Source organism: Jiangella sp. DSM 45060 (assembly GCF_900105175.1).
Classification (GTDB): domain Bacteria; phylum Actinomycetota; class Actinomycetes; order Jiangellales; family Jiangellaceae; genus Jiangella.
On the sequence record NZ_LT629771.1, the window covers coordinates 7,419,086 to 7,432,288 of the forward strand.

At 71.8% G+C, this 13,203-nt stretch carries 8 protein-coding genes; 4 read left to right on the forward strand and 4 right to left on the reverse strand.

Annotated features, from left to right (window positions below):
• Window positions 1-58: 58 nt before the first annotated feature.
• The 4 genes from BLU82_RS33575 (at window position 59) to BLU82_RS33590 (ending at window position 8,160) form a co-directional block, all read left to right on the forward strand.
• Window positions 59-1,681 (forward strand): serine/threonine-protein kinase, encoded by a 1,623-nt coding sequence (locus BLU82_RS33575; RefSeq protein ID WP_092625134.1) that lies wholly within the window; start codon window positions 59-61, stop codon window positions 1,679-1,681.
• 94 nt (window positions 1,682-1,775) lie between these two features.
• Window positions 1,776-2,387, forward strand: coding sequence for a DUF47 domain-containing protein (locus BLU82_RS33580; protein WP_092625136.1), 612 nt, complete (start codon window positions 1,776-1,778; stop codon window positions 2,385-2,387).
• 4 nt (window positions 2,388-2,391) lie between these two features.
• Complete coding sequence (locus BLU82_RS33585; protein ID WP_092625138.1) at window positions 2,392-3,399, forward strand: inorganic phosphate transporter; 1,008 nt, start codon at window positions 2,392-2,394, stop codon at window positions 3,397-3,399.
• A gap of 111 nt (window positions 3,400-3,510) precedes the next feature.
• Window positions 3,511-8,160 (forward strand): ThuA domain-containing protein, encoded by a 4,650-nt coding sequence (locus BLU82_RS33590; RefSeq protein WP_092625140.1) that lies wholly within the window; start codon window positions 3,511-3,513, stop codon window positions 8,158-8,160.
• A gap of 64 nt (window positions 8,161-8,224) precedes the next feature.
• Here the strand turns inward: BLU82_RS33590 and pstB are convergent, their stop codons facing one another.
• The 4 genes from pstB to pstS form a co-directional block, all read right to left on the reverse strand.
• Window positions 8,225-9,004: a phosphate ABC transporter ATP-binding protein PstB gene (gene pstB, locus BLU82_RS33595; RefSeq protein ID WP_092625142.1), complete on the reverse strand. Its 780-nt coding sequence runs from the start codon at window positions 9,002-9,004 to the stop codon at window positions 8,225-8,227.
• Between the two features lie 18 nt (window positions 9,005-9,022).
• Window positions 9,023-10,135: a phosphate ABC transporter permease PstA gene (gene pstA / locus BLU82_RS33600; RefSeq protein ID WP_092625144.1), complete on the reverse strand. Its 1,113-nt coding sequence runs from the start codon at window positions 10,133-10,135 to the stop codon at window positions 9,023-9,025.
• Window positions 10,135-11,088, reverse strand: a complete 954-nt coding sequence (pstC, locus tag BLU82_RS33605) for a phosphate ABC transporter permease subunit PstC (protein WP_069109700.1) — start codon at window positions 11,086-11,088, stop codon at window positions 10,135-10,137. Before pstC ends, pstA begins: the two co-directional genes overlap by 1 nt.
• Before the next feature lie 123 nt (window positions 11,089-11,211).
• Complete coding sequence (pstS, locus tag BLU82_RS33610) at window positions 11,212-12,357, reverse strand: phosphate ABC transporter substrate-binding protein PstS (protein ID WP_197682639.1); 1,146 nt, start codon at window positions 12,355-12,357, stop codon at window positions 11,212-11,214.
• Window positions 12,358-13,203: the final 846 nt, after the last annotated feature.

Below are 13,203 nucleotides of genomic sequence, written 5' to 3' on the forward strand. Positions count from 1 at the left end.
CTCGCCCGGCGTGGCTTCGGAATGCCTCGTCGCGGCCCGGGTCGGTTACCGTCTATGTGTGGATGCGAGGCCGGCCGAACTCACCCACATCGGCCCGTACCGGGTGGTCCGCCAGCTCGGTGAGGGCGGCATGGGGGTCGTGTACTTGGCGACCGCACCTGACGGCCGCTCGGTGGCGGTCAAGACGCTGCGGCCGTGGCTCGTCGGCGGCACCGACGGCCGGCGCCGGTTCGAGCGCGAGGTCGCCACGCTGGTCCGGGTGCGCGGCGCGCGGGTCGCCGAGGTGCTCGACGCCGACATCGCGGCCGAGCCGCCGTACATCGTCACCCGGTTCGTCGACGGCACCCCGCTCAGCGCGTGGGTGTCCGAACACGGGCCGCTGGCCGCCGCCGACCTGCGCATCCTGGCCCGCGGCCTGCTCGAGGCGCTCGAGTCGGTGCACGCGGCCGGTGTCGTCCACCGCGACATCAAGCCGGGCAACGTGCTGCTGGCCGCCGGCGGGCCGGTGCTGATCGACTTCGGCATCGCGCACGCCACCGACGACACCCGGCTCACCGCGACCGGCCTGATCTCCGGCACCCCCGGCTACTTCGCCCCCGAGACCGTCCTCGGCCGCGACCCGACGCCGGCCACCGACGTGCACGCCTGGGCGGCCACGCTCACCTACGCCGCCACCGGCCGGGCGCCGTACGGCGGCGGCCCCGACCTCGCCGTCGTCGACCGCATCCGGCGCGGCGAGCACGACCTCACCGGCGTCGAGCCGTGGCTGGCGTCGGTGCTCGACGCCGCGTTGCACCCCGATCCCGCCCGCCGGCCCGGCGTCCCCGCCCTGATGCACGCCATCGGCACCGGCGAGCCGCCCACCGTCACCACGCCGCCGCCCGCCGCCGAGCCGCCCACCGTCGCGGTGCCGCCCGCCCTCGACGACACCGCGCGCTTCGCGCCGGTGCCGCCGCCCCCGCTGCCGGTCACGCCCGCGCCGCCCCCGTACGTCCCGCCGACCCAGGTGCAGCCGCCGCCGCTGCCGGGCTACGACCGCCGTCCGCGGCCGTCGCGGAAGCCGTCGCCGCTGGCGGTCCCGCCGCCGCGGCCGGGCGGCGAGTCGCTCGCGGCAGGCAGCTGGCGGTCCCGGCTGGCCATCGGCCTCGGCGGGCTGCTGCTGGTCTTCCTCATCGCGGCCGAGCCGTACGCCGGCGGCACCGTCGCCCTGGCCGTCCTGCTGACCGGCCGCATCGTCTGGCGCGTCCAGCGGCGGCTGTTCGAACGACGCGAGGCGCGCGGCGCGCAGCGCAACGACGGCGTCGTGGCGGCGCTGGCCGCACCCTGGGACATCGTCGCCGCGGCGCTGCCGTGCCTGGCGCAGCTCCTGGTGGCCGCCCTCGGCGCGCTCGTGGTCGGCGGCGCCCTGGACCTGCTGGACGTCGGCGGCGCGCGCACGCCGTCCATCGCGGCCGCCGTCGTCGGCACCTGGCTGGTCTGGCGCGGCCCGGGCACGGTGCGCAGCCGGCACGGCATCCGGTCGATGCTCGCGCCGCTGGACCGGTCCCGTGAGGTGGCGTGGGTGGTGCTCGGCGCGCTGTTCGTCGCGGCCTGCGGGGCGGTGCTGGTGTTCGACTCGTTCGGGGGCGGCTGGTGGCCCTCGAACTTCTCGGTCGACGACCTCAGCTGGTGGGGTAGCTGAAGATCCACTGACGAAATGGGCGAGCGTGTGACGCGTCACAGAGTGTTCACCGTTTAGCATTCGACCGTTCGCCTACGTCCGACAGAGGAGTTTCGTGCGCTTTTCTCCGCGAGACAACGCCTTCTTCGACCTGTTCGAAGCCGACGCGCGCAATTTGCGCGACGGCGTGCGGCTGTTGTCCGAGGCGCTCGCGTCCGACGCCGACCGTGCCGACCTCGCGGTCCGGCTCAAGGAGGTCGAGCACCAGGGCGACGAGCACACCCACGACATCATCCGGCGCGTCAACTCCACCTTCGTGACCCCGTTCGACCGCGAGGACATCTACCGGCTCTCCAGCGCCCTCGACGACGTGCTCGACGACGTCGACGCCGCGCTGGACCTCATGGTGCTGTACCGCGTCGGCGAACTCCCGTCCGGCGTGGGCGACCTCGTCGACGTCCTGGCCCGCGCGGCCGAGCTGACCGCCGAGGCGATGCCGCGGCTGCGGACGCCGTCTGAGCTGACCGACTACTGGATCGAGGTCAACCGGCTGGAGAACCAGGCCGACCAGGACTACCGGCGGCTGCTCGCCCGCATCTTCTCCGGCGAGTACGACGCGCTGACGGTGCACAAACTCAAGGACGTCGTCGACACCCTGGAATCGGCTGTCGACGGCTTCGAGACGGTGGCCAACATCGTCGAGCAGATCGCCATCAAGGAGTCGTGAGCGGGTGGAGCTCGCGCTCATCCTGACGGTGATCGTCGTCGCGTTGTCGTTCGACTACACCAACGGGTTCCACGACGCCGCCAACGCCATCGCCACGTCGGTGTCGACCCGGGCGCTCACGCCGCGCGCGGCCCTGCTCATGGCCGCGTCGATGAACCTCGTCGGCGCGTTCCTCGGCACCGGCGTCGCGCAGACCGTCGGCGCCGGCATCATCGAGGCGCCCGAGGGCGACAGCGGGCTGCTGGTAGTTCTCGCGGCGCTGGTCGGGGCGATCGTCTGGAACCTCATCACGTGGTGGTTCGGCCTGCCGTCGTCGTCGTCGCACGCGCTGATCGGCGGGCTGGTCGGCGCGGCCATCGCGTCGGCCAACACCGTCAAGTGGAACGGCATCCTCGACAAGGTCGTCATCCCGATGGTGCTGTCGCCGATCGTCGGGTTCGCGCTGGCGTTCCTGGTGATGACGGCGATCCAGTGGATCTTCCGCCGGTCCAACCCGGGCCGGGTCAACCGCGGCTTCCGGCTGGCGCAGACGTTCAGCGCCGCCGCCATGGCGCTCGGCCACGGCCTGCAGGACGCGCAGAAGACCATGGGCGTCATCACGCTGGCGCTGGTGGTCGGCGGATACCAGGCCGGCTTCGACGTCCAGTGGTGGGTCATCGTGCTGGCGGCGACGGCGCTCGCGGCGGGCACGTACGCGGGCGGCTGGCGGATCATGCGGACTCTGGGCCGGCGCATCGTGCACCTCGACCCGCCGATGGGCTTCGCCGCCGAGTCGGTGGCGGCCGGTGTCCTCTACACGACGGCGTTCGCCTACCACGCGCCGATCTCGACCACCCAGACCATCACCTCCGCCGTCATCGGCGTCGGTTCGACGAAGCGGCTGTCGGCCGTGCGGTGGGGCGTCGCCGGGAACATCGTCACCGCCTGGGTGCTCACCATCCCGATGGCCGGTCTCGCGGCGGCGCTCAGCTATGGCCTGCTGCACCTCGTGCCTGGACTCAGCTCGCTCTGAGCGGCGCCCCGGCGGCGTCCGGGTCTTGACAGGCCGGAGTGATCACCGACAGACTCGTCCGCGGTAAGCGCTTTCCGAATCGTCCTCACCCCCGCATGGACGGAGTCCCGAATGCGCCGATCCAGCCTGCTCTCAGCCCTGTCCGCCGGTGTCCTGGCGGCCGCGCTCGCCGGCGCCCCGCCGACGTCAGCCGCACCCGATCCGCCACCGGCCGTCGCCGCGGATGCCCAGTTCCGCGCCCTGGTGTTCTCCGCCGCGACCGGCGAGCCGCAGGAGCCGGTCGCGGCGGGCGCCGCCCTGATCCAGGAGCTCGGCGCCGCGAACGACTTCGAGGTGGTGGTCGACGACTCCACCGCGGTGTTCACCGACGCCGAACTGGCCGGCTTCGACGTCGTCGTCTTCAACAACACGCCGGCGGACGGTGCGCTGCTCAGCGAGGAAGAGCGCGCGGCGTTCACCCGCTATATCCAGAACGGCGGCGGCTACGTCGGCCTGCACGCCGCGGCCGCGGCCGAGCCCGATTGGGAGTGGTACGGCGGACTCGTCGGGGCCCGGGTCAGCCACGCCGACCTCGGCGGCGCCGGCACGCTGCCCGGCCGCATCGAGGTACTGGACCAGGTGCACCCGTCGACCAGCGAGCTGCCGCAGCTGTGGGAGCGCTCGGAGGGCTGGGTCAACCTCGACGCCGACCCGACCGGCAGCGTGCACGTGCTGGCCGAGGTCAAGCTCCGCGACGGCATCCCCGGCCTCGACTCCGGCCTGAACCACCCGTTCTCGTGGTGCCAGGTCTACGACGGCGGCCGGTCCTGGTACACCGCCGGCGGCCACGACGCCGCCGCGTTCGACGAGCCGGAGTTCGCCGGGCACCTGCTCGGCGGCCTCACCTGGGCGGCCGGCGCCGTGCCGGGCGACTGCGGGGCGACGGACGCCGAGAGCTTCGCCGTCACGCAGCTCACCGACGACCTCGCCGACCCGTTCGAGCTGGAGGTGCTGCCGGATCGCCGGGTCATGTACATCCAGCGCACCGGGCAGTTCAAGCTGATCGACCAGACGACGCTGGAGGTCACGACCGTCGGCGACCTGGAGCTGGGACTCAGCACCGCCCGGCACTCGGACGGGTTGACCGGCTTCGCGCTGGACCCGGACTTCGCCGCGAACGGCTGGGTGTACGCGATGTACTCCGACCCCGACGTCGCCCGGATGAACATCTCCCGGTTCACCTTCGACTTCGAGACGTCGCTGCTGGACATGGAGTCGGAGAGCCGGCTACTCGATTTCCCGACGTGGCGCGACATCGGCCTGGCCAACGTGCACATGGGCGGCGCGGTCGAGTTCGGGCCGGACGGCAGCCTGTACGCCTCGATGGGCGACAACACCGACTTCTCGCAGTCGAACAACTACGCGCCGATCGACGAGCGGCCGGACCGCGCGGCGTGGGACGCCCAGGCGACGTCGGCCAACACGAACGACCTGCGTGGCAAGGTGATCCGGATCCAGCCCACCGATGACGGCGGCTACACCATCCCGGAGGGCAACCTGTTCCCGCCGGGGACCGCGCAGACCCGGCCGGAGATCTTCGCGATGGGGTTCCGCAACCCGTTCCGCATGACCGTCGACCAGCAGACCGGTGACGTGCTCGTCGCCGACTACGGGCCGGACGCCACCCAGGCGAACCCGGAGCGCGGCCCCGAGGGGCTGGTCGAGTGGAACGTCGTCAGCGAGGCCGGCAACTACGGCTGGCCGCACTGCGTCGGGAACAACCTCCCCTACATCGACTACGACTTCGCCACCGGCACCTCGGGTGAGCCGTTCGACTGCGCCGGCGGCCCGGTCAACGACTCGCCGCACAACACCGGCCTGCAGCAGCTCCCGCCGGTGCGGGAGGCGTTCGTCTGGTACGGCTACGGCACGTCGCCGAACTTCCCCGAGCTGGGCAGCGGCGGCGCGGCCCCGATGAGCGGCCCGGTCTACGACTACGACCCGGACCTGGAGTCCGACACCAAGTTCCCCGAGTACTACGACGGCAAGTGGTTCGTCTTCGAGTACGCCCGGAACTGGTACAAGACCATCACGCGGGACGAGGAGACCGGCGGCCTGCTGTCGATCAACCCGGTGTTCGGCGGCACCACCTTCCGCGGCCCGTTCGACGCGACGTTCGGCCCGGACGGCTCCATGTACGTCATCGACTTCGGCTCCGGCAGCGGGGCGGGACGCGGCGACGTCAACGAGGGCGCCGGCATCTACCGCATCGACTACGTCGGCGGCGACCGCCCGCCGACCCCGAAGGCGTCAGGCACGCCGACGTCGGGCCAGCTGCCGCTGACCGTGCAGTTCTCCAGCGAGGGCACCGAGCACTCTGCCGGCCTGCCGATGACGTTCCACTGGTCCTTCGGCGACGGCGCCACCTCGGACGAGCCGAACCCGTCGCACACCTACACCGAGGCGGGCAACTACACCGCGCTGCTCACCGTCACCGACAGCCGGGACCGCAGCTCGGTGGCCGCGGTCCGGATCTCGGCCGGCAACACCCGGCCGGAGGTCGGGTTCAGCTGGCCACCGCACGGCGGCTTCTTCGACTGGGGTGACGAGGTCGCCTACGACGTGACGGTCGACGACGTCGAGGACGGCAGCATCGCCGACGGCTCGATCGAGTGCGGCGCCGTGACCGTGGGCGCGCTGCTCGGGCACGACCAGCACGCGCACCCGCTGGACAACTACCCGCACTGCACCGGGACGATTCCGACCATCACCGACGGCGGGCACGGCCAGGAGACCAACCTCTACTACGTGTTCGAGGCGAGCTTCACGGACGCCGGAGCGCCCGGCGTCGAGCCGCTCACCGGCGGTGACGCCGTCCGGCTGAACCCGAAGCGGCGCGAGGCCGAGCACTACGCCGCGGGCGAGGGCGTGCAGGTCTTCGAACGGCCGCTGGCCAGCGCGCGGGCGCGGGTAGGCAGCATCTCGCACGGCGACTGGATCAGGTTCGACACGGTGAACCTGGCGAACATCGAGTCGCTCACCGTCGGTGCCTCCTCGGCCGCGCACGGCGGCACCATCGAGGTGCGCCGCGACGCGCCCGACGGCGACCTGCTGGGCTCGGTGGACGTGCCCGTGACCGGCAACGTCGACACCGTCGTCGAGCGGACCACCGACCTGGTCGACCCGGGCGACACCTTCGACATCTACCTGGTGTTCCGCAACGAGGGTGTCACCGCAGACCTGCTGGCGCTGGACTGGTTGCGGTTCAACGGCGACGGCGTCAGCGTGCCGCGTCCGCCGTGCGAGGACGGCGGCGTGGACGAGTTCGACGGCGACGCGCTGAACACGTCCTGCTGGTCGTCGATCGTCCGCCACGACCCGGCCGGCTACCGGGTGGCCGGCGGGCAGCTGGTGCTGCCGACGGCGCACGGCGAGCTGACCTCCGCCCAGGCCGACGCGAAGAACCTCGTCATGCGGCCGGCGCCGGAGGGCGGCTGGACCGCCACCACCCGCGTCACCGCCGACGTGAGCACCGCGTTCCAGCAGGCCGGCCTCGTCCTGCACGCCGGTGACGCCGACTTCGCCAAGGCGGTGGTGATGGCACGGCCGGACGGCACCCGGCGGATGTCGTTCTTCACCGTCGCGGGCGGGCAGGAGCGCAACACGTCGGCCGACTACGTCGCGCTGCCGGCCGACTTCCCCGACACGTTCGACCTGCGGCTGGTCAGCGACGGGCTGGAGGTGCGGGCGGAGTACTCCACCGACGGGGAGCAGTGGCTGCCGGTGGGCCGTCCGTACGGCCTGGGCACGATGTCGACGTGGAACGTGGGCATGCTGGCGCTGTCCGGCGGCAACGGCGACCCGAACATCCCCGTCGTCGACGTCGCGTTCGACCGGTTCGAGCTGACCGAGTCCGAGCCGCAGGTGTGCCCGGACCCCGAGCCGGCCGACGGCTTCACCGCCCTCTGGGACGGCAAGTCGCTGGAGAACTGGGCGATGGTCGGCAACGGCTCGTTCACCGTCACGTCCGACTGCACGCTGCTCAGCCGCGGCTCCGGCGGCCTGCTGTGGTACACGCCGCAGGCCTTCGGCGACTTCCACCTGCGGCTGCAGTACAAGATGAACAACGCGTCGGACAACTCCGGGGTCTTCATGCGCTTCCCGGCGCCGCTGGACTGGGAGGGCCCGTGGGTCCGTCAGCCCGACGACAGCGTGCGGGGCTACGAGGCGCAACTCCACGACGACCCGGGCGGCGGCGACCCGCAGAAGACCGGCTCGATCTACAACTTCGCCACCATCACCGACGTCCTGGCGAACCCGATCGGCGAGTGGAACACCTACGAGATCCGCGCCGTCGGGCAGACCTACACCGTCTGGCTCAACGGCGAGCTCGTCAACACCTACACCGGTGACGGCAGCCGGGCGCTCGAGGGCCACCTCGGGTTCCAGAACCACCACGACGGCTCCGACGTCGAGATCCGCGACGTGTGGATCGCCCCGGTCGAGGGCGCCTGCCCGCAGCCGGACCGGCGGGCCACCGTCGTCGTCGGGACGGTCGACAGCGGCGTGCCGAACCGTGCGGCCGCCGACGGATGCACCGTCAACGACCTCATCGAGGAGGACCGCGACTGGGGATCGTCCGGCGCGTTCCTCCGGCACGTCGGCGAGGTGCTGGAGCAGCTGGTCGGCGAGGGCGTGCTCGACGACCGGGAGGCCGCCGCGATCCGCCGGGCCGCGGCGGAGTCCGGCATCGGCCGGGGCGGCGCGATCGCGATGCGCTGACGCCGCACGTACGAAGGCCGGGCCCGCCCGTCACGCCGCAGCGTGGTGGGCGGGCTCCGGACCGTCAGCCGAAGCGGCCTGAGACGTAGTCCTCGGTGGCCTTCACGCTGGGGTTGGTGAAGATCTTCGCGGTGTCGTCCATCTCGATCAGCTTGCCGGGCTTGCCGGTGCCGGCGATGTTGAAGAACGCCGTGCGGTCGCTGACCCGGGCGGCCTGCTGCATGTTGTGGGTGACGATGACGATCGTGTAGTTCTGCTTGAGCTCGCCGATGAGGTCCTCGATGGCCAGCGTCGAGATCGGGTCGAGCGCCGAGCACGGCTCGTCCATCAGCAGCACGTCGGGCTGCACAGCGATGGCCCGCGCGATGCACAGACGCTGCTGCTGCCCGCCGGACAGGCCCGAGCCGGGCTTGTCGAGGCGGTCCTTGACCTCGTTCCACAGGTTCGCGCCCTGCAGCGAGCGCTCCACGACGTCCCTGGCGTCGCTCTTGCTCATCCGGGTGCTGTTGAGCTTCATGCCGGCCAGCACGTTGTCGCGGATGGACATCGTCGGGAACGGGTTGGGCCGCTGGAACACCATGCCGACCTGGCGCCGGACGGTGACGGGGTCGACGGTGGGGCCGTAGAGGTCCTCGCCGTCGAGCAGCACCTTGCCCTGCACGCGCGCGCCCGGAATGACCTCGTGCATGCGGTTGAGGGTGCGGATGAAGGTCGACTTCCCGCAGCCGGACGGGCCGATGAAGGCCGTGACCGAACGGGGCTCGATGGCCATCGACACCCCCTCGACCGCGAGGAAGTTGCCGTAGTAGACGTTGAGATCGCCGACGTCGATGCGCTTGGACATAAGGGCGGTTTCCTTGCTCTAGCGGCCGGTCTTCGGGGCGAACAGGCGGGCGATGAGTCGGGCGACCAGGTTCAGCAGCATGACGATCAGGATGAGCGTCAGCGCCGCGGCCCAGGCCCGGTCGAAGCTCGGCTGCGGCGACGAGCCCGACAGCGGCCGCATGGCCTGACTGTAGACGTACGCCGGCAGCGACATCATCCAGTCGGAGAACGGGTTGCTGTTGATCGACGAGGTGAAGCCGGCGGTGACGATCAGTGGCGCGGTCTCGCCGACGACGCGGGCGATGGCCAGCGTCACGCCCGACGCGATGCCGGAGATCGCCGTCGGGATGACCACCCGGACGATGGTGCGCCACTTCGGCACGCCCAGCGCGTACGCCGCCTCGCGCAGCTCGTTCGGGACGATCCGCAGCATCTCCTCGCTGGAGCGCACGACCACCGGGATCATCAGCACCGACAGCGCGACGGCGCCGGCGAAGCCGTTGCGGGTGCCGACGCCGAACAGCACCGCGAACAGCGCGGCGGCGAACAGGCCGGCCACGATCGACGGGATGCCGGTCATGACGTCGACGAAGAACGTGATCGCCTTGGCCAGCCGGCCGCGTCCGTACTCGACCAGGTAGACCGAGGTGAGCAGGCCGATCGGCACCGAGATGACGGTGGCCAGGCCGGTGATGAGGAAGGTGCCGAGGATGGCGTGGTACGCGCCGCCGATGTACGGCGCGGCGCCCTCCAGCGCCTGCTGGTCGTTCAGGCCGGTGACGTTGCGCATCGACGTCGTCAGGAAGTCGATGCTGAACCGCGCCATGCCGTTGTCGATCACCGACCAGATGACCGAGACAAGCGGCACCAGCGCGATGCCGAACGCGGTGTAGACGAGCCCGGTGACCAGCTTGTCGGTGGCCTTGCGCCGGCCCTCGACCACTGCCGAGAGGACGGTGTTGACGACCAGGAAGGCCAGTACCGAGAGCACGGCGAAGGAGACGACGGAGAACCCGCCGAAGATCGCGGACAGTCCGGCGCCGGCCGCGATCGACAGCACCAGGACGATCTGCGTGGTGTAGCGGGGCAGCTGGTTCTGGGCCAGCGAGCTGCTCCCGGCCGGCGGCGCGGGCTTCGTGACGACGGACATCAGTTGGCCCCCGAGAACTCACTGCGGCGCGACACGATCCACCGCGCGAACATGTTCACGGCCAGCGTGATGGCGAACAGCACCAGGCCGGCGGCGATGAGCGTGTTGGTCTTGAGCCCCGACGACTCGGGGAAGTCCAGGGCGATCTCGGCGGCGATGGTGTTGTTGCCGGCGGTGACCATGGACCACGTGAAGCCGCCGGTCGAGAGCACCATCGCGACGGCCATCGTCTCGCCGAGCGCACGGCCCAGGCCGAGCATGATGCCGGAGATGATGCCCGGCCGGCCGAACGGGATGACGGCCATGCGGATCATCTCCCAGCGGGTGGCGCCCAGCGCCAGCGCGGCCTCCTCGTGCAGCGTCGGCGTCTGCAGGAACACCTCGCGCGAGATGGCGGTGATGATCGGCAGGATCATCACCGCGAGCACCAGGCCGGCCGTCATCATCGTGCGGCCGGTGGCCGAGGCCGGGCCGGAGAAGAACGGGATGAAGCCGAGGTTGTCGGCCAGCCAGCCCCAGGCCGGCTGCACCTGCGGCGCCAGCCACTGGATGCCCCATAGGCCGAACACGACGCTCGGGATGGCGGCGAGCAGGTCGACGATGTAGCCGAGGCCCTGCGCGAGCCGCCGCGGTGCGTAGTGCGAGATGAACAGCGCGATGCCCAGCGCCAGCGGCGTCGCCACGATCAGCGCGATGACCGCCGCGGCGAGCGTGCCGAAGACCAGCGGCCAGACGTAGGAGAAGAAGCCCTCGCCACCGTCGATCTCCGACGGGTCGGCCGTGAACGTGGGCAGCGCCTCCCGGACCAGGAAGGCGGCCACGCCGGCGAGGATGACCAGGATCAGGATGCCCGCGACCTGCGCGGACCGGGAGAAGATGCGGTCGCCGGGGCGCGTCTTCGCCCGCCGGGCTACGACGGGCCGCTCGGTCGGCGGTGGTTCGGTGGTGGTCACGGCGTCAGCTCCGGGTCGTGGAGGTCTCGCGGTTCATGCCGGTGTCGTGCGGACGCCGGGCGGTCCGTCCCGCATGGGAACGAGCCGCCCGGCGACGTGGAACTCCGTGGCACAGGATAGGACTCAGCCGACCTCGATCGACTCGACGACGGCCTGCACCTCGGCCTGCAGCTCCGGCGAGATCGGAGCCGAGCCCGCGGCGGCGGCCGCGGCCTGCTGGCCCTCGTCGCTCGCGACGTAGCCGACGTACGCCTTCACCAGGTCACCGACCGCCGGGTCGGCGTACGAGGTGCAGACGACGGTGTACGAGACCAGCACGATCGGGTAGGCGCCGGACTCCGTGGTGTCGCGGGCCAGCTCCAGCACGATGTCGTTCTCGGCCCGGCCCTCGGCGCGCGGCGACGCGTCGACGACGGCGGCAGCGGCCTCGGCCGAGTACTCGACGAACTCCGCGCCGACGCCGATGGCGGCGGTCTGCAGGTCGCCGACGGCGGCGGCGCTGGCGTAGCCGATGGTGCCCTCGGCGGCCTGGACGGCGGCGATGACGCCCGGGGTCTGTGCGCCCGCCTCACCCGGCAGGTCGCCCGGCCACTCGCCGCTGACCTCGTACGTCCACGCCTCCGGCGCGGCCGCGGCCAGGTACTCGACGAAGTTCTCGGTGGTGCCCGACTCGTCCGAGCGGTGCACCGGCGTGATGGTGGTGTCCGGCAGCGTGGCGTCCGGGTTGTCCGCGACGATGGCCGGGTCGTTCCAGGTGGTGATGGTGCCGTTGAAGATGTTCGCCAGCGTCACCGGGCCCAGCTGCAGGTTGTCGACACCCGGCAGGTTGTACGGCACGGCGATCGGGTCGATGAACAGCGGCAGGTCGACGGCCGGGGCGCCACAGGCGGTCTCGGCGGCCGCCAGCTCCTCCTCGTCGAGGGCGGCGTCGGAGCCCGCGAACGCAACCGCGCCGGAGGTGAACTGCTCGCGGCCGGCGCCGGAGCCCTCGGGAGCGTAGTTGACGGTGACGTCGGGGTACTGGCCCTGGAAACCGGCGATCCAGGCCTGGACCGCGGACTCCTGCGAGCTGGCGCCGGCGCCGTTCAGCGTGCCGGACAGGTCGCCGCCGGCGTCGCCGTTGGGCTCCTCACTGCTCCCGCCGCCGGGGCTCTCTTCGTTCGACGAGTTGTCGGTGTCGGGGTCCGAGCCGCAGGCTGCCAGCACGAGGGCGGCCGCGCTGGCGACGGCTACGGGTGCCAGCGTGCGGCGCACGATGCTGAGGTTCACGTCTGGTGTCCTTCCTGGACCTATTCGTCCTTGCGTATCGCCTAGAAACGTAGATTTCGGAGGTGACGCCGTTCCCCGCTGAGAGTGAACGGGGCATGAACGCCTGGCGCAGAGCAGACGACGGATCGCTGTCCGTGTGATGGCTGTCACGTGAACAGGCCGCGTGGTCGGTTGCGAGACGGTCACGACCTGCCGATGAGAGGGGTCACAGGTCGGTAACCAGCGGCGGGGCAGCTTCGCGCACTCGGCGGTCGGCGGGCGCCGGCTTCGCGGCTTGGGCGCGAGGCGGGCGGCTTCGCGTAGGCGGCGGGCGCTGGCTTCGTGCGGGAGACCGTCGGCTTCGTCCGGGCGGTGGGGCCGGCTTCGTGCGGGAGACCGTCGGCTTCGTCCGGGCGGTGGGGCCGGCTTCGTGCGGGAGACCGTCGGCTTCGTCCGGGCGGTGGGGCCGGCTTCGCGCGGCTCGGGCGCGAAGCGGGGCCGCTTCTCGCGGCGCGGCGAGGTTGTCGGTGCCCGCCCGTAGGGTGGGCCCCACCCGGGCCGGGAGGGTCATGCCTACCACGCCGCCACTCGCTCGGCTCCCGTCCACCACCACTCCCGCTCGCGCGCCGGCGGTGAACGGTCAGCGGCTAGATGTACCCGGCCGTGAGGTTGGTTGCGGGCGGCGCGACAGCTTCGCGCGGGAGGGCGTCGGCTTCGCACTGGCGGCCCGGGACAGACTCGCGCGGGCGGACCGGCGGCCCGCCGGCTTCGGGCGCGAGGCGGGGCTGCTTCGCGCGGGCGGACGGGCGGCCCGCCGGCTTTGGGCGTGAGGCGGGGCTGCTTCGCGCGGGCGGACGGGCGGCCCGC